We start from the raw sequence: 24091 nt of genomic DNA, 5'->3' as shown, positions 1-24091 counted from the left end.
GGGATATTACTGATTGGGCAGATTGGGTGGTTACGCTCGGAATGGTTGCTTCTTTGGCTGCGGTGCGGTGTTTGTGGGCTGTTGTACCGGATCGTTATTGCCGCTTCTGTCAGGTGGATGTGGCTTGGCCGGAGAGGTTGTGTGATGTGGAGTGTCAGGATGATTAGGAAAGGGAACGGACGGCGGCGTTGCGTGCTGGGAGGTGGTTAATTATTAATAGTCATTTGCTTCGATCCATAGCCGCCGACCTTCGACATTCAAAAAATGTCCTGTGAGACTTACTTTTTCTGTTGTTGGATATAGTCTTGAGTACGGCGAACCTCACTCTCCAGACGTTGGACTGATCCGTTTACCATTTCGATAGAGGTAGTCTGCTTAGTGCTCTTTTCGTCCAGATTTCCTATCTTGTTTTTTTCTTCTCTCATATCAGATTTTACGTCAGATATATTTGAATCCATATGATAGAAGAATATTACGATGGATATTAGTATTGCTACACCACCAAGTGCGGTACAGACTTTCTCCCATGTCCAATACGCCGCATGATGTCTTTCAGCCATCGGAGGCAACGGCACATAGTGCAGATTGTGAACTCCAAGATGAGTTCCTAATTCGGCTCTTGGCCCTTCCTTATTATTGGTTCTTGATGTGCCTAAGTTGCTTTTAAGTATTGAATTCGGAGATTGATTAGGTGTTTTTTCAGCACTTGTCCTTTTCATTTCTTGAATCCAAGCTTTAAAATTTGCTCGTCAAACTTCTTTAACTCCTTTTTGAACGCAAAGAAATGCTTTTCAGTTTCTTCTACTATTTTTGTATTAAGAGAAGGTGCGTAATATTTTTGATAGTCGATATTCGCATTAATTTTGCCTTCGATAGGCACGGACGTATCAAGGGCACTATCGTAGAAATCGTGAATGCAATTGGTGAAAGCTCCTTTCATTGTATCTAAGGATGATCCTGTTGATGGAGCACGATTTTCGTAGTGGAGTGTGAAGTGTGCTGGAAATTCCATTACCGGAAGTTTAGTCAGAGTAGCCAACAATTCTGTATTGTTATTTTTTACTGTATTAAATCTGTGCTCTGCGATAAGCCCAATTCTGCGAATCCCTTTGAACTTTATGATTCGTTGAATTACACCAAAAATTGCCATGAACTCCTTGAAAGTCTTATCCAAATCAATGTGGCCGTTATTAGAATATGCACTCTTAGTAAAAAAGATGTTTTCTTTATCAACTAACAGGAGATTGCCGTCACCTTCGCTCATCAAGCTAAAAACCCCATCTAAACCTGTTGCTATGTTTGCGTAGTAATCAATAGGAATGTCAATTCCTCTAGCGTCTAGCAAGGTATCTATCAGCAAACCACGCATCGATTCGACTCGAAAAGCTCTAGTGTCGGGTCGAAAACCTAGGGTTAACTTCCTTACAACATTCATAAGTACCTTTTCTTTTAAATAAGTAAAAACTTGTTGAAAGGTTACTCCTTTCGTTTGTGGCATGCAACGACAAGCGGATGGACATACTGCCACCAACACCCCACAAATAATTGTGTATTCGTGTGTATAATTCCAACATGAACAGCACAGACATCATTAATCAACTCAAAGCAGCGGGCTGGACGCATGTTTCGACTCGCGGTAGTCATCACAAATACCGACACCCGGTTACCGGTAAATCTGTAGTTGTTCCGCACCCGAAGAAAGATTTAGCCATTGGTACGGCCAAGAGCATCTTGAAACAAGCTGATTTGAAATGAGGACGACAATGTTATATCCACTGTATGTATGGAAGGATGCCAATAGCGCTTACAGCGCGAGCTTTCCTGATCTGCCCGGCGTCTTTACGGCGGCAGACGACTTGAATGATCTGCCTGAAATGGCGCAGGAAGCTGTTGCAACGATGTATGAAGGTGAAGCACATATTCCCGAAGCATCGTCTATTGAGAAATGGAAGAATGCGACGGACTATACGGACGGCTTTTGGATGCTGATGAATATTGACCGCTCCAAAATCAACACGCGCCCTGTACGTCTGAATATTTCATTGCCGGAAAGTCTGTTGCATGACATCGACGCTTTTGCCAAATCGCATCATTTGACACGCTCGGGATTTTTAGCGCAGGCTGCGTTAAAAGCAATGGCGCAATAGATACCAACCTGTCTTCGCAGTCACAATAAGCCGCCTTCGGGCGGCTTATTGCATTTAGAGACCTGATGCCTTCGCGGCGACGCAGAACCCTTCATTGAAGCCCCGATAAGATCATTGCGATAATAACAACACAACTCCGACCGCCGGCGCGCAGCTATCCCCCCGCCACGCCTGACCGCTAAATTGAGGGGTTCTGACTCAAATTTTTAAAAGTGATGCGCATAGGGGAAAACTGGCGTCTGAGGGCGAGAACACGCGGCAAAAAAGTGACGCGAAATGACGCACCTGGAGGTGAAAATAGGGTTCCTGATGCGCGCAGGGTAATGGCCACTGAACTGTCGCTTAATTTTGTCAGGGAAAGATCAGTCGAGTTGATGCGGGATTTGTATATTTGGTATCTTAAAGGTACTTAGATCGGGGACATCTACTCCCAGCGCATCGGATACGCGCCGCAAGTCGACAAAGAGTCCAGCGCGAATTGCCGAGCTGCTGTTTTGCTCAATTTGTTTCATGAGTTTGTACTTTTGCTCATGTAACAACATCATGTCGCGGACCTTGAGAACATTGTTGCGCACGCGGTCGCCGAGTGGCTGGACTGGATCACGCGGCAATAACATCGGTAAGCCGTTGATGCTGCTTGAGCGGCTGTTAGCTCCCCTAGTCCAACATCCCATAGGGCATCATCACATTCGTCCTGGTAGCGAATGATTTTTTGTCGCAGCTCCGGTGCCACTTTGTTGGGATTGACTGAATAAAGCCAGGCAGTAATTTTGCGCAATGGCAGACAGGTCATGCTGTATTGCTTGCCATCAGCACCAGTTGTGGTGATTTCCGCGATAACTGAATTAAATTTCTCAGTTAGTTTGACGTGCTGACTTTTCCAATCTAATCCGATATTTTCGACTACCGGTTTCATGGCTACAAATGGCTCATCGCTATGCCCGACCAATAGCAAAGTGTCTTCGTAGAAGGGGATAGGCATCAAGTGGGTGGTCATCATTGGCTCTCACAAAACAGTATTTTTTGGAAAATACCATGCCTGAGAGAGCATGACTATTACTTAAAAGAAATTAAATAACCATCCGATTTCAGGTTTCACCTTGGGGAAAAGGTAACCTTGGTAACCTCGTCTATTTTCCGAGTGTAAGTCATTGATTTATATGGATTTAGATAGTTACCTTTGAAGGGTAATCTTCGGTAACCAGAAAGGTAACATCACGCTAAGTCATTGATATATATAACTATTATTTTATAGCTATATTACCTTCTACTACGGTAACCAGATTACCTTAAGGTTACCCTGATGTTACCTTTCGTCAAAACTCGCAAAGCCTTACCCAGCAACGGTTTCCGACTGATTTCCTGAAAAGGTTACCAATGTTACCTTTTCCCCGAGGGGGACTTTATTTTAGCGGCTTGGCCGTTTTGAGTTGGAAATATTGCCATATTAATATGTGATGCTGGTTCAATTACCAGCATCATCCCTCTATTAATATGGGGCTACTAAGTATGGGAATGACAGCTTTTTGCCAGCATTTCTCGGGCAACGGCTTGATATAAAGGTGTAGCGGCAGTTCGAATCCCCCTTTCTCCGCCAAAACATAACGCGTAAGCCTTTGATTTCAAAGACTTACGCGTTTTTTATTGGGTGATCGATAGGGCTACTGTTGAGCGCGCCCTCAACTCCCTCTACATTTATCAGGCATTGCCAGATACACATCCACAAACATCCTCGCCGTGTAGTAGGCAGAACACTAAAGTAGCTGAGTGGCCGCCGAACAACACGCAGTAATAGAAATTATGCTACAAGTGAACACTCTAATCGGTGCTGCAATCCAAAAATATGACCTCTATTCCAATAGTTTCTTCCAAAGCTGCATCTGTGCCTGGAAAATGTGTGCAATGCAAAGACGTCAATGAGCTGGGATTTGATTTTATATATGCCTATCAGCCTATCGTTGATCTGAGCGCGCGATCAATTTATGCACACGAAGCATTGGTGCGAGGGCCGAACGGCGAATCTGCTTATTCCGTGCTATCACAAGTCACCGATGCAAACCGTTATGCGTTTGATCAAGCCTGTCGGGTAGCAGCTATTCGGGGCGCATCTGAACTAGGCATGCATGAAATGTTATCGATCAATTTTTTGCCTAATGCGGTATATCAGCCTGCAGCTTGCATTCGTAGCACTTTTGAGGCGGCGCAACTGTATAAATTTCCCATTGAACAAATCATTTTCGAAGTAACTGAAGGAGAACAAATTGCTGACCGGGCGCATCTGGTCAATATCTTTCGCGAATACCGAAAGTTCGGCTTTCACACCGCCATCGATGATTTCGGCGCAGGGTATGCAGGGTTGGGGTTGTTGGCGGAATATCAGCCCGATATCATTAAAATCGATATGGAACTGGTCCGCGATATTGATACCAGCAAACCGAAACAAGCAATCGTCAAAGGAATAGTGTCAATTTGCGCGGCGTTAGATGTGAGGGTATTGGCAGAAGGGATTGAAACCATCGCTGAGCGTGATTTCCTGCACAACGCTGGTATCGATCTGATGCAAGGTTACCTGTTTTGCAAGCCTGTCTTGCAAGCCATAGGCATTATCGATCCGACGTCGTGGGTATAGAGGAAAATTGCTCTATAAAATAACTATGTTTATGTTGACTCGACTTTTGTCACGGTAATTCTGTCGATAAAAAACTCACCATCAATGCATTTTCTATGGGGTACGCCGCTAACGACAAATCCATGATTACATTCCTGGATCCATAACTTTGCGACGGTATCAAACTCCTCCGGCTCCAAACCCAGCATGGCCCCCGAAATAATAAATTTCGCACCATCTTTTTGTCTTTTTACAATATCGTCAATTCTTGCCATGTCACTTTCCAGTCGTTTAATGATGCGTCACGAATCATAACGCGACTCGGCGCTGCATCAGTAAGGGATGTGGTTGGAATGTGCAGAAACAGCTAATTGCGTCGGGGGAAATTCGTATTAATTTATACCTTTATTATGCAATTAACTCCCGCTCATAAAGTCAGGGAGTTAATTTTTCATCGTAGATGAATGTGCGCGAAAAAATTAACGCTAGTGATGCTACCGCCAATGACGCTCGCGCCACTCATGTTCACGCCAGCCATCGCCTCTGCGGTAATAACCGGGATGACGATAATACGGTCGAGGGTAGCCTTCCACATAGACAGGTGGCGGTTGAATATACACAGGACGCGGGGCATAAACGACAGGTGGTGGGGGGTAATAAACTGGCGGTGGCGGGTAGTAGACGGGTGGCGGCGGATAATACACGGGGCCGGGAACGCCGATGTTAACCGACCAATCAACCTGGGTCCGAGCAAATGCCGGTGTTGCTGACCAGAGCAGGCTTGCAGCAGCGAATATGCCAACTACTACAATGCGCATAGCTTTTTTCATGACGGTTCCTGATGAATTAAATGAGTAATGCATGCCTACATTTAACCCAAAATTTAACCGCCCTTCCATGCCAAAGTCGTAAGGCTTGTAACAACGTGTATCGCACCAAACAAGTACCCCTCCCCTGACATCTTTAACCGTTGTCGGCTTTCGGCGCACTTAGCATGCGTTCAACATAGCGAGCAATTAAGTCGACCTCCAGATTCACCTGTTTACCGACCATCAGATGCCGTAATGTGGTGACTTGGATCGTGTGTGGAATCAAGTTAATCGAAAACAAACACGCATCCGCAATATCTTCAACACGATTGACTGTGAGCGATACGCCATTGACGACGATTGAGCCTTTGTAGGCAAAATATTTCGCCAGATCGCGCGATGCCTGAATCACTAGCTCCCAAGACTCACCCACTGGCTCAAACTTCGTTACAACACCCAACCCATCAACATGGCCTGACACTAGGTGCCCTCCTAGCCGATCAGCCAAGGTCAAAGCTTTTTCAAGATTGACTTCGCCGATAGCATCGAGACCCACAGTGCAATTGAGACTTTCGCGCGATACGTCAACGGTAAACGTATGATCGGTTTTCCCGGTCACGGTCATGCAAGCACCGTTGAGTGAAATCGAATCGCCAAGAGCGACATCGGCCATAGACAAACCGCCTGCATCTATCTGTAGCAAAACGCCGTCCTCGGCACCTGCGCCTTGGGTTTGGATGGAAGTAATTTTGCCGACTGCGGCGACGATGCCTGTAAACATAGAATGAAGAATAGAAGTTAATCGAATCGTGCAAGGATACGCAAATCTTCGCCAATTTGCTTGACATCATGAAACTGAAGAGAAAACTTGTCCTGTAAATTGTCTAATCCCGGGAGATCAAACATGCCACGTGCGTCACCCAAAATACTAGGGGCCAGATAGAGCAACAATTCATCAACGCATCCCTCATTAATCAGCGAGGCATTCAACTTTGCGCCTGCCTCAATATGCACCTCATTGATCTGGCGTCTGCCTAGTTCCAGCATCACTAGCGGCAATGAAACCTTGCCATGGGCGTTAGGTAGCACCATGATTTCGGCTCCGCGCTTTTTTAATTGTGCTTCTTTTTCAGGATTTTCTACGGCCGAAAAAATTAAAATTGGATCGCCGCTTAATAAGCGTGCTTTAGGATCAATTGCGAGTTTGCTATCGATGATGACCCGCAAAGGTTGGTGCGTGACAGGAATAGCGCGCACAGTGAGTTGCGGATCATCCTCTTTAACCGTACCAATTCCAGTCAAAATCGCACCAGCACGGGCTCGCCAAAAATGTCCATCGTCACGCGCCGCTTGGGAGGTAATCCACTGACTTTGTCCGTTATAAAGGGCTGTTTTCCCGTCAAGACTAGCGGCAATTTTCAGTCGAACCCAAGGCATGCCGCGTTCCATCCGTGAGAAAAATCCGATATTTAATTCTCGCGCCTCCCCTGCCAGCACGCCAGTCTCTACGGCGATTCCAGCGGCCCGGAGTCGCTCAAAACCCTGCCCTGCGACTTGCGGATTAGGATCCTCCATCGCTGCCACAACTTTGGCCAGACCGGCAAGAATCAACGCATCTACGCACGGCGGAGTACGACCGAAATGGTTACACGGTTCCAGTGTGACGTAGGCGGTTGCGCCACGCACAGCGTGACCTTTCTCACGCGCATCGTTGAGTGCCTGAATTTCGGCGTGATTGCCACCCGGCGGTTGGGTAAATCCCTCGCCAATAATCAAGCCATCTTTAACGATGACACAGCCGATAGCGGGATTGGGAGCGCTGGTGGGGAATCCGTGCATCGCCATTCGCAATGCATGGGCCATAAATACGTCGGCGTGGGTCATGATGTAAAAACCTGAAGAGTTAAAAATGAGGAAAAGCAACAACTACACATAAATTGGAAAATAAGTGAGAACTATCGCGCAAAAGCTAGTCACGATACCAGCAATTTCTCGTAACGAAGTCAGCCTGTATTACTCAATGCTGACCGTGTTATTGCGCAGATTAATAATACTGGTCATCACAGCGCGTAAGCCATCACTTTTAGCCTGCTCGATACCGCGGCAATCGACGTAATGCTGCTTCATGCGTGAGGATTCTGGAGCGTGCAGTTGCAAACACAACTTAACCCGGACCACTCTCTTCCAGTTTTGATGCTGATCTGTTGATAGTGCTTCAACGTCTGTAGCACTCAAAAATTGTTGCGCAGAGAACCCGCCAATCTCAGCCACACCAAACGACAGTCGCATGTCTTCAACGTTATTCAGTATTGGCTGTGCGATGTTGAGACCGTTGCCTGTATTACCATGACAATACAGCGATTTCGTTTTACTCCCACTTGGAGTGGCGACAAAAAATCTGTTCATCGCAACGGCTACTTGCTGCCTGATATTGTAGGCTGGATGACTTTTCGGCAAATCGATGACACCGGCTTTGGAGCCGTTGCAATCAGCCCCAGCACTATTGTCGAAAACAAAAGTATCGGCAACCCGATATGCCACTTCGAAGCTCGCGCTTCCTTCTCCGCCATGACAACCGAATTTATAACTCAATGGGTCTTCAAACCCGGCATCGCAACCACGTAATCCTTGCCCCGGTTTGCCATTCGATCTGACGAAATCAGTTCGCTCAATCTCTGCGGCATTCACGCTAGCAGAGGTTAAATGCCCAAACCCGGCCTGCCGTAAATTACTCTCCATTAATAGCATCGCGTAACGACCATCCTGCTGCAAACGAAGACGGGCCTCATTGAGTCGATAACTTGCATTGCTACTCAAAAACAAACTGGCTACTCCCGCTATCAATGCAAAACTAATAACCATCGTCACCAATAGTTCAATCATGGTGACACCGCATTGTTGCGTAGAACTATGTATTCTTGATTTTTTCAATCGGAGGCAGTTTTTTATTTGCATTCTGTCTTTCCCGGCAAGACCCGCATACGACCACTGCGATTAATGCATAAAATGCGTTCAAATTTTTTATTATCGCTAAATACAAGGCTAGTAAAAGTGCTACCTGGTCTGCCAAGACCGTCATACTTTATCGCCCGATTCTTTCCAAGTACGATGATGCTTTCGTTCAAAGCGCCTTGTCGGAGCAAGACTTGATCATCGCTCTCCACCTTCACTATCCAGCCGCTGCCCCAGTCGAGATTGCTGCGCCCTTCGCTCATGCTGACAGCGCATCGCGCCGTTTGATCAAACTCAGCATCAACGCTGCGACAAAGCACCACCGAACGACCGCGCTTAATCGCCTCAGTACGTGCAAACGTGGCGGCGGCAATAAATTGATTTACGCTGACACTCAAGCGTGTTTCGACAATAAAATCACGCATCGATGGCATGCCCATCATCAGCAAAATGCTCACGATACTCATCGTTAGCATTAGCTCGATCAAGGTAAAACCCGAGCGCAAGGTGATCGCTTGAGCGACGTTTAACAGAGTAGGTGGATTGGCAGGTTGCAGCATGAAGAGCCGGCCTCGCATCGAACGAAGGAGCGGCAAATACTATCGGTTTTGGAGCCGTTAAACCACTTTCGGTAGGGGGAGAGGTTGCAAGTTAAGCCGAAGGCCTATCCCATGATTGCTATTTTTTACGCGCAGGGCCAGAAAATTCTTCGATCATATGTTGAAATTCAGCCACATCTTCAAAGCTTTTATAGACCGAGGCAAATCGAATATATGCAATCTTGTCGAGTCGCTTGAGCTCATGCATGACCAACTCACCCACATGGCCCGAAATGATTTCTCGCTCTCCGCTTGCGAGTAATTTTTCCTGTATTTTTTGTAAAGCAGCGTCCAGAGACTCTGCCGAAACAGGGCGTTTGCGCAGCGCCAACATCAAACTGGCGCGCAACTTGGCAGGGTCGAATTCCGTACGGCTGCCATTTTTCTTGACGATGACAGGCATCACCAACTCAACGCGCTCATGCGTCGTAAAGCGTTTATCGCATTTTATGCAGCGACGACGACGACGAATCGCGTCCCCCTCTTCCGACACGCGAGTGTCGAGAACCTGGGTTTCTTCATGATGGCAGAAGGGACATCTCATGATGGCAGCAATCTATATAACGGTGGATCGACGCGTAGCTGGATACTCTTTTATTACCTTAGTACACAAAGCCCACCCTGGCTAAAACCAGAATGGGCCTTGATTAAATGCTGACAAATAGTTAGCGCGCCTTATTTGCCATACACAGGGAAAGCATCGGTCAATTTCTTGACTTCGATTTTGACACGTTCAATCGTCGCTGCATCATGCGGGTTATCCAGCACATCAGCGATCAAATGACCAATCTTTGTCGCTTCCGCTTCTTTGAAACCGCGGGTAGTCAATGCAGGGCTACCCAAGCGAATACCCGAGGTCACGAATGGCTTTTCGGGATCGTTAGGAATCGCGTTTTTGTTGCAAGTCATGTGTGCCGCACCGAGAATAGCCTCGGCTTCTTTTCCGGTAATGTTTTTGGCACGCAGATCAACCAGCATGACGTGCGATTCTGTGCGACCAGAAACAATCCGTAAGCCACGTTCAATCAGTGCTTTCGCCAATGCATCGGCATTCTTGACAACTTGTTGCTGATAAGTCTTGAATTCCGGTGTCAGCGCTTCTCTGAAAGCAACTGCTTTAGCCGCAATCACGTGCATCAAAGGACCGCCTTGTATGCCGGGGAAAATCGCTGAATTGATGATTTTTTCGTACTCAGCCTTCATCAAAATAATCCCGCCACGAGGGCCGCGCAACGATTTGTGCGTGGTCGAGGTAACGAAGTCAGCGTAAGGCACAGGATTTGGATACTCACCGGCGGCGATCAAACCGGCGTAGTGCGCCATGTCGACCATAAAATACGCACCGACCGCTTTGGCAACTTTGGAAATACGTTCAAAGTCGATGCGCAATGCATAAGCAGAAGCGCCGGCAATAATCAACTTAGGCTTTGTTTCATGTGCCAGGCGCTCTAGCGCTTCGTAATCGATTTCTTCTTTTTCGTTGAGGCCGTAGGAAACCACGTTGAACCACTTGCCTGACATATTCAATGCCATACCGTGGGTCAAGTGGCCGCCTTCCGCCAGCGACATGCCCATAATGGTGTCGCCCGGCTTCAATACTGCGAAGAAGACGCCCTGATTCGCTTGCGAACCGGAGTTCGGCTGGACGTTAGCCGCCTCAGCACCAAATAATTCTTTAATGCGATCAATCGCCAACTGCTCGACAACATCAACAAACTCACAGCCGCCGTAATAACGCTTGCCTGGATAACCTTCGGCGTATTTATTAGTAAGCTGCGTTCCTTGCGCTTCCATCACGGCCGGCGAGCAGTAGTTTTCAGAGGCAATGAGCTCAATATGCTCTTGCTGACGGTTGTTTTCTTTCTGGATTGCGCTCCACAATTCTGGATCAGCGCTGGCGATGGTGTGGTTTTTTTCAAACATGAGATATTCCAATCGATAGAGGTTAACCTTTGCAGGTTCTACATCGAATGAGGGCCAGAATAATGGGGGAATGCGGCAGCCTCAGTCGTACGTTCCATTCGGGCTGCCCAGGCGCACGGCGAAAATAAATCTCACGCTTCCCGGTGGATGCCCACCTTTGCCGGAAATCAAGACAGTCGGCCTTAATTCGGTTTTGCGCCAGTTACGTGAGACGAAATGGTGCAGCATTGTAAATGGTAAGTGAAGCGCTTGGATAGAGCAAGATGAGACTATCACGCGTATTTGCGACGACGCAGAGTACGAAAAGACACGCTTTTGCGCAGCATCAATTGCAAAGCAAATAGCTAGTTATCAAGACACATTCTGCCAGTATCAATTTCTGATGCTTATTAGAGCAAGTTTGGGCTACAATTTCTCTTTATTTTGCATTGCAACACCAAAAAATATTACTTAAACAACATGCCTTACCAAGCAGACTCGTAAAAAATACACATACGTGCGATGCACTACGCGAAAATCATCGTCAAACACCCTCTCAGCATCTTCGTTATCTGCACGCCATCGCGTCACTATTCATCTTTTCAAGCAAATTCAACACATCCCACAATGAATTCAGCATTACTTTACACACCAAAAGATTTTAGCTGGACTATCCGCGTGTATTACGAGGACACTGATGCTGGCGGCGTTGTGTTTTACGCAAACTATTTGAAATTTTTTGAACGTGCGCGCACAGAGTGGTTACGTGCTGTTGGGATTGAACAAAGTCGATTGATTGAAACAGATAAGGTCATGTTCGTCGTCAAAAGCACTACAGTCGACTACCACGCCCCTTCTCGCCTTGATGATGAACTTAAATTGACTGTCACGGTCACAGAGACCGGCCGTGTCGCAGTCGACTTCATACAGCAAGCGTGGCGGCAGGATGGCGAGACGCTGAAATTATTGACAACAGGTCGGATTAAGGTGGTCTGTGTCAACGCGCTCACATTTCGCCCTCAGGTAATTCCTCAGCAAGTTCTGGATCGCATTCAGCCATTTCTAACTGCCAGGGGAAGCTAAAAGTGACTCGTTACGTTTACAATCGTTCTTTTTCGCTTATCTACGCACAAACTACCCACTTATCTGTTCAAGTTACCTCAATAAAAAAATCCAGATATGTTTAGCCCTTATGCATGTCGTTAGTTAAGACTGCATCTCAGACCACTTATAGCCAGACCGCCTCCATGACCGTCACTCAAGATCTTTCATTCATCACCCTGATTACTCATGCCTCGGTGCTCGTACAACTTGTCATGCTGCTGTTACTCGCAGTCTCAGTCATGAGTTGGACGTATATTTTTCGAAAAATGTTCGCCATCAAAGGTGCGCGCAAACAAACTGAAGAATTCGAACGCGCCTTCTGGTCCGGTGGTAATTTGACCGAGTTATATCAAGACACAGCATCAAACCGCCGTCGCGGCACAGGTCAAACCGGTGCAATGGAACGTATTTTTGCCGCTGGCATGGATGAATTCAGCAAAATTAAAGCATCCGTCGGCCATAAAGCCAGCACTGACTCCGCTGCCTTGCTCGACGGTTCGCGCCGCGCAATGCGTGCCGCTTACCAGCGTGAGATGGATGCACTTGAGTCGCACCTGGCTTTCCTTGCATCGGTTGGCTCCGTCTCTCCCTACGTCGGCCTGTTCGGTACGGTTTGGGGAATTATGAATGCATTTCGTGGCTTGGCTAATGTCCAGCAAGCAACCCTGGCAGCCGTCGCGCCGGGTATCGCCGAGGCGCTGATTGCGACGGCGATCGGTTTGTTTGCCGCTATCCCGGCCGTGGTTGCTTACAACCGTTTTTCGCACGATGTCGATCGGCTAGCGATCCGGTTTGAAAGTTTCATCGAAGAGTTCTCCAACATCTTGCAACGGCAGGCGCGCTAATGACGGGCTTCTCATCTATGCGCGGCGGTCGTCCGCGCAAATTCAAAGCAGAAATCAACGTGGTCCCATACATTGACGTCATGATGGTGCTACTGGTGATTTTTATGGTTTCCGCCCCCATGGTCAATCCGAGCGTCATCAACTTGCCAACTGCCGCAAAATCTGTCGCCCCACCGACCGAATACATTGAAATAGCGTTGAAAGCAAATGGTGACGCCAGTCTACGTATTAATGGTCAAAAAAATGGCGGAGGCAAAGCGGAAACGGTACAAAAATCCGACCTGAAAGCCCGATTGCAAGCGATGCACGATGACAATCCTGATATTGCGGTCATGATTTCAGCTGATAAAGACATCAAGTATGACGAAGTAATCAAAGCGATATCTGAAGCCAAAACGCTAGGCATTAACCGCGTCGGATTGGCAACCAAGTGACGAACTGCCGCAAAGTGACAGTCTGCTCATGACAGATAGAACCCTACATGCAATCCCAAAAGAACCAGGTCGATGGCGTGCCATCGCACTGGCTGCCGTCGTACATGCGGCGTTAATCGCATTTCTATGGATAGGTGTACATTGGCAAAGCCAGGTACCGGTTGCAATCGAAGCCGAGATCTGGAGCCCGAACGTGAAGGAAGCGGCACCACCGCCGGAACCGACACCCGAACCGATAGAAAAACCACCGCCTACACCTGAACCTAAGCCGGAGCCTAAACCAGTCGTCCAAGAAGCACCACCGCCGCCAAAAGTAGTGGAGCCTATCGCGCCTGACCCGGAAATTGCACTGGAAAAAGAACGCAAGCGCAAAGCCCAGGAAAAGAAAGAGCACGATCACGCGCAACAGGTTCGGGAAGATAAAGAACGCCAGCGTCAAGCGGATGAACAGGAGCGTAAAGATGAAGCAAAAAAAGATGCTGAAAAACTAGCTGAAAAACAAAAAGCCATCGCGGATGCCAAGAAAAAAGCAGAAGCCGAGGCAAAAAAAGCTGAAGATGCGGCAGACAAACTGAGAGCAAAACAAGATGCTGCAAAAAAAGCAGCTAAGGACAAAGCCGAAACGGCCGCTACCGAGAAACGACATAGTGATGACATGAAACGCTTAATGGGACAAGCTACCGGTACTGGTGCATCTAACAGTACTGGCACTGCGGCTCAGTCGCAAGGACCACGCGGTGATCCTGGTTATGGGCAAAAAGTCGGGGCTAAAATTAAAGGCAATATCAACTTTAACGTCCCCGATGGCATGACTGGAAATCCAGCGGTAGAATTCGATGTCCAACTGCTACCGGATGGCTCGGTAGCTGGCATTCAATTGAAAAAATCCTCCGGCATTTCCGGCTTCGACGAAGCGGTGAAGCGTGCAATCGAAAAATCTGCACCTTATCCAAAAGATAAATCGGGTTCTGTTCCTTCAAGTTTCATCGGAATCCATAAACCGAAAGATCAATAATCTATGAAAAAGAATCTACTGAACACGTTAATACCGAAGTTAATACGCACTATCGCAGTGATCGGTATGACGGTCGCCATTCTGGCATCAGCACCCATTGTGCACGCCCAGCTACGTATCGAAACCGCTGGTGTCGGTGCGAGCCAGATCCCCATCGCCATTGCAGGTTTTAGCAATGAAAATCTGGCCCCGCAGCAAATCACGGCGATCATTAAAGCCGATCTGTCTCGCAGTGGCATGTTCAAAATCATCGATACCGGCGACGTCCTCTCCGATGTATCGCAAATTAATTTGGGCGACTGGAAGGCCCGCGGCGCAGATGCCTTGGTTGTCGGTAGCGTAGCCAAACTGGCCGACGGTCGCTTTGATGTTCGCTATAAGTTGCTCGACACCGTAAAGTCAGCGCAATTATCTGCTTTGGCACTGGCCTCAGCGCCGCAGTACACCCGCGTTTCGGCACACAAAATTGCTGATGATATTTATGAAAAACTCATCGGTGTGCGAGGTGCTTTTGCCACCCGTATTGCCTATGTCACCAAATCGGGCAACGAGTATCGACTAGAAATTGCGGATGCTGACGGCGAAGGTACCCAAGTTGCCCTGCGTTCCAACGAGCCAATTATTTCACCAGCCTGGTCACCGGATGGTTCTAAAGTTGCGTATGTTTCCTTCGAACAAAAGAAACCAGTCGTGTACGTACAAAATCTGATTACAAAACAACGCACTGTCATTGCGAACTACAAGGGCAGCAATTCAGCTCCGTCATGGTCACCGGATGGTACCAAGATCGCCATTGCTCTGGCACGCGACAGCTTGACGCAAGTGTATGTGGTCAATGCAGATGGTGGCGACTTGCGCCGTTTGACGAAGACCAACGGGATCGATACCGAGCCGCAATTCTCCGCCGACGGTCAAAGTATTTACTTCACCAGCGACCGCAGCGGCGGTCCACAAATTTACAAAATGAGTGCCAATGGCGGCGATGCACAACGTGTGACTTTTAGTGGTAATTACAATATCAGTCCTCGCATTTCCCCAGATGGCAAAACATTGGCGTATATTTCTCGTCGCAATGGTGGTTTCCAGCTTTATGCAATGGACTTGAGCAACAATCAGGAACAACGTTTGTCGGACACCGTTAAAGACGAATCACCCAGTTTTTCACCAAACGGCCAATACATTATGTATGCCACAGAATCCGGTGGCCGCCGCGGCTCACTTGCCGTTGTATCTGTCGACGGACGTGTTAAGCAACGGTTGACGGTACAGGCCGGGGACATTCGGGAACCGACCTGGGGCCCATTCATGAAGTAGTCAAAAAAGTTGACATTCGTAGCGATATAAAAAGTAAGACCACTCACCTCAGGAGAAACACAATGCGCCACCTCAATAGTTTTGCTCTTATCGTTTCAAGCGCCGTTTTACTGGCTGCTTGCTCATCCCCGGTTAAGCTCGATGACAAAGCAAAAATTGAAGACCGTAGCGGCATGAATGGCGCAGCAGATGCACGCTCTGTCAATGCGGTCAATACTGGCTCTAGCGATCCACTCAATGACCCTCAAGGCATCCTGTCAAAACGTAGCATTTATTTTGACTACGACAGCTACTCCGTCAAGGCAGAGTTCAATTCAGTGATCGAAGCGCATGCCAAATATCTAAGCGCCAATAAAGGTCGGAAGATCATCATTCAAGGCAATACCGATGATCGCGGTGGTCGTGAATACAATCTGGCGCTAGGCCAAAAGCGTGCTGAAGCAGTCCGTAAAGCATTGGCACTGTTGGGCGTATCCGATACCCAAGTCGAAGCAGTGTCGCTGGGTAAAGAAAAGCCTAAAGCACTGGGCAGCGACGAAGCGTCATTCGCTGAAAACCGTCGCGCAGATATCGTCTACAACTAAGTTCATTGATGATCATGCGGATTTTTTCTAAATCAGCGCTGACTGCGGCCTTATTGGCCGCAGTCTCCTTTGCCCCTATGGCGCATGCGGGTTTATTTGACGATGACGAAGCACGACGAGCAATCCTCGATATTCGCAGCAAAATTGATGCGGCAAATGCACGCATCGATGGCAAAGCGGACAAGAGTAGTTCGTTGAGTCTGGCCGATCAAAATGATCAATTGAATCAGGAGATCGCCAAGCTGCGCGGACAGATCGAAGTCTTGACCAACGAGGTTGCCAATACGCAGCAACGTCAGAAAGATTTTTACGTCGATCTCGATACGCGTCTACGCAAACTGGAGCCGCAAAAGGTCAACGTTGACGGACGGGAAGTAAGCATCGATCCCAACGAGCAGAAGTCGTATGACGCCGCCCTAGCCAATTTTAAGGGCGGCGACTACAAAGGCGCTATCGCCGCATTCTCTGACTACCTGCAGCGCTACCCGTCATCAGGCTTTGCTCCCTCAGCACAATACTGGTTGGGCAATTCTTATTTTGCGCAACGCGACTACAAGAACGCAATTGCGGCACAACAAATGGTGCTCAAAAAATATCCTGACAATCCGAAAGCCGCTGATGCACTCTTGAATATGTCGAGCAGTTACACAGAACTGAAAGACAAAGCATCTGCCAAAAAAGCGCTGGAGCAAGTGCTGGCGCAATATCCAAATACGCCAGCAGCGGTAACAGCAAAAGAACGGCTGGGCGGCGCAAAGTAAATATCAGTCCATATTAAACCCGACTTTCATTTAACTAAAATAAAAGCCAATTGACGTTTGACATAGTGACTACACCTTCTCTATAATAGCGATCTTTCGGGTCGTTAGCTCAGCTGGTAGAGCAGCGGACTTTTAATCCGTTGGTCGCAGGTTCGAATCCCGCACGGCCTACCACGAATAAAAAAGGGTTTTAGACAAAATCTAAAACCCTTTATCGTTTCTAGTATTTTCAGAAATGAAGTTCTGGAGATATCGTGGTGTATCAGTAGTGAGAGTAGTAGAAGTTTTAGTAGCAGCATTATTTTGGGTCGTTAGCTCAGCTGGTAGAGCAGCGGACTTTTAATCCGTTGGTCGCAGGTTCGAATCCCGCACGGCCTACCAGAATAAAAAAGGGTTCTAGATTTTATCTAGAACCCTTTTGTGTTTTCTGCGGCATTTTTTATAAAAGCAGATATACGCAAGCCATCGCACCGAATCAAAGACGCGTTAGCAATCCCCTACAGAGCCTCAGGAATCAGCTGTAATCCACGAATGGCGACAGACGCAAGATCGCGACTCAATACTTCACGTAAGAAGTACTGATCTGAATTACGGACATAAAAAAACCGCTGCAATTACCGGCAGCGGTTTGATATTGGAGAGTCCGATTAATCTTGCTTGACGCCTTCAACCTGAATCTCTAGTTTCACTTCCTGCTTGAAACCCATTTGTTTGCCGAAGTCGATACCAAAATTATCGCGATTAAACTTACCTTCAACTTCTGCACCGCAAATTTCACGCTTCAACATCGGATGAATTTTGCAAGTAAAATCATCAATCTTCAACTTAACTGACCTGGTGACGCCATGCATTGTCAGCTCGCCCTCAACCTCTTCCGGTTCGCCGTGCTCAAATTTAGTGAATTTACCTTTATAAGTAATATCAGGAAATTTAACCACATCAAACATCTCCGGACCCTTGGCATGCTCGTTCAACTTATTGTTACCGAAATCAATCGAGGCAGGATCAATTTTGATATCGATCGTTCCCGTTTTAGCTTCACGATCAAGCACAACAGTACCGCTAGTCTTAGTAAACTTGCCGCGCCACTTTGACAACCCCCCCATATGATCAGCAACAAAGCTTGGATAGGTATGCGACGGGTCCAGGTTGTAAGTTACCGGAGCCGCCAGCGCAGCGCCTGCCGACAGAGCCGCGAGTGTAGCAATCAAAATATGTAGTTTCATTGTTTTCCTTTTTCATGAAATAAATAGCTAAACAACTAGCTGGGTACAACACAACAAAATCAGGACTGACTTACCTTATTCAGATTTACTTCTTTGCTGCTATAACGATGTGAAATTTAATTTGCACCTCATCGGCAACCACCGAGGTATCTTTCCAATCGCCCTCGCCGATATTAAATAAGTTGCGCTTGATCGGCAATACGCCATCAAACACACTACTAATACCATCCTGTTTATAGGTTGCTGCCACCACGACATCCTGCGTCTTGCCTTTAATTGTCAGCTTGCCGGCAACATCATACTTACCCGCGGCACCCTGTTTAATGCTACTAGAAACAAAAGTCGCTTTCGGATACTTAGCCGCATCAAACCAATCTTTTCCACGCACTTCTTTGTTGTAGTCTTCGGCCCCGATATCAAAACTCGCCATATCGATATCGACCCTCGCAGATGATTGCGCCAACTGGGCCGGATTGAAATTTACCGTAGCATCAAATTTCTTAAACTTGCCATCCATCGGCACGCCCAATTGCTTAGCAACGATGCTGACCGAACTTTTCCCGGCATCCAACTGGGCCCAGGCTGCATTCGCCATCCATACACCAGCGCCTGCCAAGGCCAAAACGATCGCCGATTTTGCACGTAAATTTTTCACTTACATCACTCCTTAATTATGACATTCTTGATAAATACTGACTGATGCAAAAATAGAACACACTGTCCTGCCCTACTTCAGAAACGGTAACATCCGCGCCAAAGTACCATCACGATCAATCAACTGATGCTTCAACGCAGCTAACACATGGACGACAACAATGGCGGCCATCGCATAATTGAGCCAGACATGCATAGGCCCCAAAATAGATTTTAGTTGATCACTTTTTTCAATCAGCATGGGCATCTGGAACAAACCCAGATACACCACAGGAACACCCGCTGCAGCGCTATAAAAATAACCGGTTAGCGGTATCACGATAATCAACACATACAATAATTGATGCACCAGATGCGCGGCCTGCTGCTGCCATCGTGACATACCGGCAGGCAAAGGCGGAACCGGGTTGAGCAAGCGCCATGCAACGCGGATCACTGCCAGACCAAAAATAGTCACGCCCAGCCATTTATGCCAGGAAAATAATTTGAGTTTTTGCGGGGTCAGTCCGGGAATGTCGGTCATGTACCAACCAATGCCAAACGCCGCAAAAATCAACAGTGCGACCAGCCAATGCATAGCAATAGCGGTTGAGGTATAACGTTTCGGGGGATTTAAATTGTTCATACTTTAAGATTGTGTTCTTGTTGTCTGGGAAGCAAGGCGTTGACTGTACCGTAAGTCGTGAAGTTCTGCATCTTCAAGGATTCATTCAATTTACCTCAATCCAATCTTCGCTATTTCAGCGAATTTTACCAAAATACGCTAGTGGATAAGTCACCTTACAATAGGCGACTTCAGGATGCACGCACACTTATCCACACTAAAAAAGAGGAAGCCCCATGCGCGTTATTGAAATCACGCAACCCGGTGAGCCGGATGTTTTGCAAATCCGCGATCGACCTGTTCCAACACTCAAGGGCGGTGAAGTACTTATCAAAGTGCATGCCGCTGGCATTAACCGCCCTGACGTATTTCAGCGCACCGGTAATTATGCACCACCACCCGGCGCGTCCGATTTACCAGGTCTGGAAGTGGCAGGAGAAATTATCGATGGCGACTTCGCCAATAGCCACTTCAAAAAAGGAGATATGGTCTGCGCGCTGGTGCCGGGCGGCGGCTATGCTGAATATTGCACCACCCCTGCCGTGCAATGCCTGCCGATCCCCAAGGGCTGGACTACACTTGAAGCCGCATCACTGCCAGAGACTTTTTTCACCGTATGGAGCAATGTTTTTGAACGGGCACATTTGACTGACAATGAAACGTTGCTAGTGCAAGGCGGCAGTTCCGGGATCGGGGCTGCCGCAATACAGATTGCTACAGCCCTCGGCCACCAAGTGTTCGCAACTGCTGGCTCAGATGAAAAATGCCGTGCCTGCGAGGATCTGGGTGCAGTACGCGCCATTCATTACCGTACCGAAGATTTTGTCGAAGTAGTGAAATCGCTAACCGGAGGCAAAGGCGTCGATGTGATCCTCGATATGGTCGCAGGGGATTACGTACCGCGCGAAATAAATTGTCTGGCCGAAGATGGTCGCTTAGTCTTCATTGCGACATTGGGCGGCAACAGCGCCAATCTCGATTTCCGTAAAATCATGGCGCGCCGTCTGACGATCACCGGCTCGACATTGCGCCCGCGCCCGATTGCATTCAAAGCAGCGATCGCAACGCAATTACAAACGCACGTCTGGCCTTTGCTGGAAGCAGGCAAGATCAAACCGGTGATTTTTCAGACTTTTCCACTGGAGCATGCCGCCCAAGCGCATACGCTCATGGAAAGCAGCAGTCATATCGGAAAAATTATGCTGACGATGCTATAAAAAAAGCAGCCGATGGCTTAATGCCGTTCAGTTAAGAAACCGTTCGGATTGAGTAGCTTAGCGTATCGAAGGCGCAGTAGCGCTGACTTCGATACGCACGATGGGCTACTCAGCCCGAACGGTTATCTAAATTAACTGAACAGCATTACAGCCGATGGCTGCTTTTTTATGCATGAAAAAAATCCTCAATCGCTAATCCAGCGGCACAGAACGATAACGATTAACTTCAGACGCCGATACCAACGTAGCACTATTTCCCCATGCGTTACGAATATACGAAACAACCGCTGCGACTTGCGCATCCGTCATATCTTGTGCAAACGGTGGCATGCCATAGGGGCGCGGATTACCAGCAGTGGTAGGTGCAAAACCGCCATTCAAGACGACCCGAATAGCATTCACAGGCGACGGCATCGTAATGGCCCGATTGCCCATCAGCGGCGGATAGGCCGGATATACGCCTTTGCCGGACGCAAGATGGCAGGCGACACAATTATCTTTGTAGACGGTTTCTCCTAGCGCCAAAACCCGATCAATCTCTTGCGGACTCGCATATTCTTTCTCAACGACCGGACTCAGATCTGGACGCGGCAAGGTTTTCAGATAAACCGCCATCGCCGTAATGTCAGTCTCGTGCACGTGCTGCAAACTGGCGGCAACCACTTCAGCCATCGGCCCAAACACTGCGCTACGTGGCGACACACCGGTCTTGAGCAAGGATGTGATATGCGTGATTTCCCAATCACCCAGACCGATTTCAACATCGGAAGTCAATGACGGTGCATACCAATTCACCACAGGAATAAAGCCACCACTCAGTTCCCCCTTAAGATCGAGTCCACCCAATGCGTTACGGGCCGAATGGCAGGCGCTGCAATGGCCGAGACCTTGCACCAGATAAGCGCCGCGATTCCACTCTACCGATTGATCACTCTGAGCTTGATATACGCCGGGCCGAAAATACAATGCACGCCATACGTACAACAGCACCCGATTGTTGTACGGAAATCGTAACTCTGGCGCAATATTCTTTTGCGTCACCGCCGGGAGACTACGCAAATACGCAAACATCGCATCGGCATCGTCCCGCGACACTTTGGTGTAGTTGGTATACGGAAAAGCCGGATACAACAAACTGCCATCTTTGGATTTGCCGTTATGCAGCGCACGCCAGAAATCATTTGCGTCCCAACGACCGATTCCCGTTTCCTGATCTGGCGTTAAATTCGGTGCATAAACCTTACCGAACGGCGTCACCACTGCGCGTCCGCCAGCATACTGTTGGCCTCCACGCGCGGTATGACAAGCCATGCAATCCCCCACACGGGTCAGATAAGCGCCACGCGCAATTTGATCGTTGCGTTGATGCGCGTTAAGAGATGCGGAAATCTGAGTCGCCCGGGGATCGGGATCATCCATATTCAAGTACGCCAACACACCGGTGATGCATACCATCAGCGCGGCCAGGCTGGTTATGCTCCATAACCAAAAACGTTTATACCTGATCATTCTTTACTCACTGAATTCGGTACGCTACCGCAAGCAAGCGGTAGTTTTAATGGTCCGGCCACAACCGCGCTCGCCCCTTCTGGAATCGGCTGCGCAGCCAGCCAACTCGCGACCGCAGCAATATCATCAGGACTCAATCGCTGCGCAACTTGCGCCATGCAATCGGGCGCAGCAGCATGACGCACACCGGTCTGCCATGCACCTATCTGCGCCACCAAATAGTCACGCGGCAAGCCCAGCAAACCTGGCGTCGCAGGTAAAACACCCGTCATTGCATTGCCATGACAAGCAATGCAAGCCGGAATTTTTTTGCTCGCGTCACCATCCTGCACCAGCGCTTGTCCTCGCGCAAAATGTGCGGACGATAGATTGAATGGCTGGGGAGCTGGATACGGTGGATGCTGATCCGAAAAGTAGTCGGCGATTTCAAGCAAATAGGCGTCCGACATATGATCAACCATGTAGGTCATCATCGGAAACTGCCGACGCCCGCTACGAAAATTGATGAGTTGGTTATATAAATAACCTGCTGGTTTACCTGCGATGCGCGGATAGTAACCATCACTGGCGGCGCGTCCCTGCTTGCCGTGGCAAGCAGTACAGGCAATAAGCCGTTGAGCGATGGTATCGGGAACCGGTGTGTTGTCTACCTCGGCGCTCGCCCCAGCCTGGCTACTGTAGAGCAAACACATGACTAGCGACACCGCAAAAACCACATTCGTAATGACCTTCAGAACCGTATGCCACGCATGGCGCGATGCCTGCGTGGCGTAAAAAATTGACATTGAGTTTGATCTGGAACGGAATGAAAAAATGATAATAGACGATAAAGAAACAAATAACCGACAACTATCCCGATTTACTTTCCAGCAATTTTAGCCGGAACGATAGGCTGATCTTTGGCAGGACCATCGGTATTCGTATAGATCTGCTCTTCCAAAATATCGAGCTGCTGGCTACCGTCTAGCGCATGGCCGAATGGAGATTGCCTATGCGTAGAAGTCGGCACCTTCTTATTGTCAGTTTGAGCAACCGCTTGATCTGATACTTGCTTGATGTCAGTCATAAAAACCTCCGTTTGTCATTACAGCGCTAATGCAACGATAAGCGAAAGAACATCATCGCCATATACGTAATATAGGACTTCTAGAGATGGTATGTAAGCAATCTTCACTGCATCTTGCGCTTATCCACAACCAACTTTAACTGCTGCCCCATCTCCAGATGTTGCCTGAGCATAGGCAAGAACTTGCTGGCAAAAGCTTTGACGTCAGGATCTTTCGCACGCTTTTGCGCCTGCTGAAACAACGCAATCTGGTCCATATTTGCCAAGACCCCGATTTCACGACTGTATTCCTTATCGAACCGCACTCCAGTTAACTTCGATAGCCTGACAATCGATACTTGCTGTATCTTGCCAGTCGTTTCCGGGAGGATTACTCCCTTGGCCGATGCCAGGCGCGCCAATTCGACAGCGATTATTTGTTGATCTGAAGTCATCGCCTTCGCAAATGTTTGTATTTCAGGGTTGGCTGCGCGACTGATCACTAAACTACTTGCTTCGAGCTCCGCATAACCACCTTCCGCAACATGCATCAAGAATAGTTTTTCATGTCGCGATAAATCAGCGGCACTCACGCTGCCAGCACACAGCAGTGCAACGGCACAAACACACCCGTAGATGAGAAAAAAGAAACGCTGCTTAACTCTTGCCGGTGAGGAGTCCATATCGACCTTCTAAAAAATGGTTTGGTGACCCAATATCTCATGGCACAGCATAAAGCCACTTGTCAGAAAATTCCTACAG

General features: G+C 48.1%; 29 protein-coding genes, 2 tRNA genes and 1 riboswitch. Of the genes, 13 read left to right on the top strand and 18 right to left on the bottom strand.

Annotated elements, in window-relative coordinates; genetic code table 11:
* Positions 1-278 precede the first annotated feature (278 nt).
* Both ACVBEF_RS09285 and ACVBEF_RS09280 read right to left on the bottom strand, forming a co-directional pair.
* Positions 279-719, bottom strand: a complete 441-nt coding sequence (locus ACVBEF_RS09285) for a hypothetical protein (protein WP_447123648.1) — start codon at positions 717-719, stop codon at positions 279-281.
* Positions 716-1498 carry a hypothetical protein gene (locus tag ACVBEF_RS09280; protein ID WP_447123647.1) on the bottom strand — a complete coding sequence of 261 codons (783 nt, stop codon included), beginning with the start codon at positions 1496-1498 and terminating at the stop codon, positions 716-718. The genes ACVBEF_RS09285 and ACVBEF_RS09280 overlap by 4 nt, the downstream gene beginning before the upstream one ends.
* Before the next feature lie 74 nt (positions 1499-1572).
* Between ACVBEF_RS09280 and ACVBEF_RS09275 the strand changes: the two genes are divergently transcribed.
* Together ACVBEF_RS09275 and ACVBEF_RS09270 are read left to right on the top strand one after the other, a co-directional pair.
* The gene (locus ACVBEF_RS09275; protein WP_447123646.1) at positions 1573-1755 is read left to right on the top strand and encodes a type II toxin-antitoxin system HicA family toxin; all 183 of its coding nucleotides are present in this window, start codon (positions 1573-1575) and stop codon (positions 1753-1755) included.
* Complete coding sequence (locus ACVBEF_RS09270; protein WP_447123645.1) at positions 1752-2147, top strand: type II toxin-antitoxin system HicB family antitoxin; 396 nt, start codon at positions 1752-1754, stop codon at positions 2145-2147. Before ACVBEF_RS09275 ends, ACVBEF_RS09270 begins: the two co-directional genes overlap by 4 nt.
* Positions 2148-2688: 541 nt before the next feature.
* Here the strand turns inward: ACVBEF_RS09270 and ACVBEF_RS09265 are convergent.
* The gene (locus ACVBEF_RS09265; RefSeq protein ID WP_447123644.1) at positions 2689-3144 is read right to left on the bottom strand and encodes a phage antirepressor N-terminal domain-containing protein; all 456 of its coding nucleotides are present in this window, start codon (positions 3142-3144) and stop codon (positions 2689-2691) included.
* A gap of 900 nt (positions 3145-4044) precedes the next feature.
* On the opposite strand from ACVBEF_RS09265, the gene ACVBEF_RS09260 reads away from it, so the two are divergent.
* Positions 4045-4776 carry an EAL domain-containing protein gene (locus tag ACVBEF_RS09260; RefSeq protein WP_447123643.1) on the top strand — a complete coding sequence of 244 codons (732 nt, stop codon included), beginning with the start codon at positions 4045-4047 and terminating at the stop codon, positions 4774-4776.
* A 29-nt stretch (positions 4777-4805) separates the two neighbouring features.
* Here the strand turns inward: ACVBEF_RS09260 and ACVBEF_RS09255 are convergent, their stop codons facing one another.
* The 8 genes from ACVBEF_RS09255 to glyA all read right to left on the bottom strand — a co-directional run bounded on the left by ACVBEF_RS09255 (position 4806) and on the right by glyA (position 11038).
* Positions 4806-5030 carry a hypothetical protein gene (locus ACVBEF_RS09255; protein WP_447123642.1) on the bottom strand — a complete coding sequence of 75 codons (225 nt, stop codon included), beginning with the start codon at positions 5028-5030 and terminating at the stop codon, positions 4806-4808.
* A gap of 219 nt (positions 5031-5249) precedes the next feature.
* Entirely contained in the window at positions 5250-5573 is a 324-nt protein-coding gene (locus tag ACVBEF_RS09250; protein ID WP_447123641.1) for a hypothetical protein, read from the bottom strand.
* A gap of 145 nt (positions 5574-5718) precedes the next feature.
* Positions 5719-6345 (bottom strand): riboflavin synthase, encoded by a 627-nt coding sequence (locus tag ACVBEF_RS09245; protein ID WP_447123640.1) that lies wholly within the window; start codon positions 6343-6345, stop codon positions 5719-5721.
* Positions 6346-6362: 17 nt separating this feature from the next.
* Entirely contained in the window at positions 6363-7448 is a 1086-nt protein-coding gene (ribD, locus tag ACVBEF_RS09240; protein ID WP_447123639.1) for a bifunctional diaminohydroxyphosphoribosylaminopyrimidine deaminase/5-amino-6-(5-phosphoribosylamino)uracil reductase RibD, read from the bottom strand.
* 129 nt (positions 7449-7577) lie between these two features.
* Complete coding sequence (locus ACVBEF_RS09235) at positions 7578-8447, bottom strand: PilW family protein (RefSeq protein WP_447123638.1); 870 nt, start codon at positions 8445-8447, stop codon at positions 7578-7580.
* A 62-nt stretch (positions 8448-8509) separates the two neighbouring features.
* Positions 8510-9076 (bottom strand): GspH/FimT family pseudopilin, encoded by a 567-nt coding sequence (locus ACVBEF_RS09230; RefSeq protein ID WP_447123637.1) that lies wholly within the window; start codon positions 9074-9076, stop codon positions 8510-8512.
* A 118-nt stretch (positions 9077-9194) separates the two neighbouring features.
* Positions 9195-9659, bottom strand: coding sequence for a transcriptional regulator NrdR (gene nrdR, locus ACVBEF_RS09225; protein WP_447123636.1), 465 nt, complete (start codon positions 9657-9659; stop codon positions 9195-9197).
* 131 nt (positions 9660-9790) lie between these two features.
* The gene (gene glyA, locus ACVBEF_RS09220; protein WP_447123635.1) at positions 9791-11038 is read right to left on the bottom strand and encodes a serine hydroxymethyltransferase; all 1248 of its coding nucleotides are present in this window, start codon (positions 11036-11038) and stop codon (positions 9791-9793) included.
* A 98-nt stretch (positions 11039-11136) separates the two neighbouring features.
* A riboswitch (ZMP/ZTP riboswitch) is annotated at positions 11137-11254 on the bottom strand.
* Positions 11255-11644: 390 nt separating this feature from the next.
* On the opposite strand from glyA, the gene ybgC reads away from it, so the two are divergent.
* From ybgC to ACVBEF_RS09175, 9 genes are all read left to right on the top strand, one after another.
* A complete protein-coding gene (ybgC, locus tag ACVBEF_RS09215; protein ID WP_447123634.1) occupies positions 11645-12100 on the top strand; it encodes a tol-pal system-associated acyl-CoA thioesterase in 456 nt (151 codons plus the stop codon).
* A 164-nt stretch (positions 12101-12264) separates the two neighbouring features.
* Positions 12265-12966: a protein TolQ gene (gene tolQ / locus ACVBEF_RS09210; RefSeq protein ID WP_447123633.1), complete on the top strand. Its 702-nt coding sequence runs from the start codon at positions 12265-12267 to the stop codon at positions 12964-12966.
* Positions 12966-13400 carry an ExbD/TolR family protein gene (locus ACVBEF_RS09205; protein ID WP_447123632.1) on the top strand — a complete coding sequence of 145 codons (435 nt, stop codon included), beginning with the start codon at positions 12966-12968 and terminating at the stop codon, positions 13398-13400. Before tolQ ends, ACVBEF_RS09205 begins: the two co-directional genes overlap by 1 nt.
* A gap of 28 nt (positions 13401-13428) precedes the next feature.
* A complete protein-coding gene (gene tolA / locus ACVBEF_RS09200; RefSeq protein WP_447123631.1) occupies positions 13429-14415 on the top strand; it encodes a cell envelope integrity protein TolA in 987 nt (328 codons plus the stop codon).
* 66 nt (positions 14416-14481) lie between these two features.
* Complete coding sequence (gene tolB, locus ACVBEF_RS09195) at positions 14482-15729, top strand: Tol-Pal system beta propeller repeat protein TolB (protein WP_447123654.1); 1248 nt, start codon at positions 14482-14484, stop codon at positions 15727-15729.
* Positions 15730-15791: 62 nt separating this feature from the next.
* Positions 15792-16313 (top strand): peptidoglycan-associated lipoprotein Pal, encoded by a 522-nt coding sequence (gene pal / locus ACVBEF_RS09190; RefSeq protein WP_447123630.1) that lies wholly within the window; start codon positions 15792-15794, stop codon positions 16311-16313.
* Positions 16314-16327: 14 nt separating this feature from the next.
* Complete coding sequence (gene ybgF, locus ACVBEF_RS09185; protein WP_447123653.1) at positions 16328-17074, top strand: tol-pal system protein YbgF; 747 nt, start codon at positions 16328-16330, stop codon at positions 17072-17074.
* A 98-nt stretch (positions 17075-17172) separates the two neighbouring features.
* Positions 17173-17248, top strand: a tRNA-Lys gene (locus tag ACVBEF_RS09180).
* A gap of 131 nt (positions 17249-17379) precedes the next feature.
* A tRNA-Lys gene (locus ACVBEF_RS09175) sits at positions 17380-17455 on the top strand.
* A gap of 266 nt (positions 17456-17721) precedes the next feature.
* Here ACVBEF_RS09175 and ACVBEF_RS09170 read toward each other — a convergent pair.
* From ACVBEF_RS09170 to ACVBEF_RS09160, 3 genes are all read right to left on the bottom strand, one after another.
* Positions 17722-18300 carry a YceI family protein gene (locus tag ACVBEF_RS09170; RefSeq protein WP_447123629.1) on the bottom strand — a complete coding sequence of 193 codons (579 nt, stop codon included), beginning with the start codon at positions 18298-18300 and terminating at the stop codon, positions 17722-17724.
* Between the two features lie 85 nt (positions 18301-18385).
* Entirely contained in the window at positions 18386-18895 is a 510-nt protein-coding gene (locus tag ACVBEF_RS09165; RefSeq protein ID WP_447123652.1) for a YceI family protein, read from the bottom strand.
* Positions 18896-19027: 132 nt separating this feature from the next.
* Complete coding sequence (locus tag ACVBEF_RS09160; protein ID WP_447123628.1) at positions 19028-19579, bottom strand: cytochrome b; 552 nt, start codon at positions 19577-19579, stop codon at positions 19028-19030.
* Between the two features lie 215 nt (positions 19580-19794).
* Between ACVBEF_RS09160 and ACVBEF_RS09155 the strand changes: the two genes are divergently transcribed.
* On the top strand, positions 19795-20775 hold the full coding sequence (locus tag ACVBEF_RS09155; protein WP_447123627.1) for an NAD(P)H-quinone oxidoreductase: 981 nt from the start codon (positions 19795-19797) through the stop codon (positions 20773-20775).
* 192 nt (positions 20776-20967) lie between these two features.
* On the opposite strand, the gene ACVBEF_RS09150 is transcribed toward ACVBEF_RS09155, so the two are convergent.
* The 4 genes from ACVBEF_RS09150 to ACVBEF_RS09135 form a co-directional block, all read right to left on the bottom strand.
* A complete protein-coding gene (locus ACVBEF_RS09150; RefSeq protein ID WP_447123626.1) occupies positions 20968-22284 on the bottom strand; it encodes a c-type cytochrome in 1317 nt (438 codons plus the stop codon).
* Positions 22281-22976 (bottom strand): c-type cytochrome, encoded by a 696-nt coding sequence (locus ACVBEF_RS09145; RefSeq protein ID WP_447123651.1) that lies wholly within the window; start codon positions 22974-22976, stop codon positions 22281-22283. Before ACVBEF_RS09145 ends, ACVBEF_RS09150 begins: the two co-directional genes overlap by 4 nt.
* A gap of 167 nt (positions 22977-23143) precedes the next feature.
* Positions 23144-23350 carry a hypothetical protein gene (locus tag ACVBEF_RS09140; protein ID WP_447123625.1) on the bottom strand — a complete coding sequence of 69 codons (207 nt, stop codon included), beginning with the start codon at positions 23348-23350 and terminating at the stop codon, positions 23144-23146.
* 104 nt (positions 23351-23454) lie between these two features.
* The gene (locus ACVBEF_RS09135; protein WP_447123624.1) at positions 23455-24012 is read right to left on the bottom strand and encodes a DUF4142 domain-containing protein; all 558 of its coding nucleotides are present in this window, start codon (positions 24010-24012) and stop codon (positions 23455-23457) included.
* Positions 24013-24091: the final 79 nt, after the last annotated feature.

The sequence above is a fragment of the Glaciimonas sp. GG7 genome, from assembly GCF_052976905.1.
Note: the sequence above shows the minus strand (reverse complement) of the source record. Positions and strands in the feature narration are given on the sequence as shown.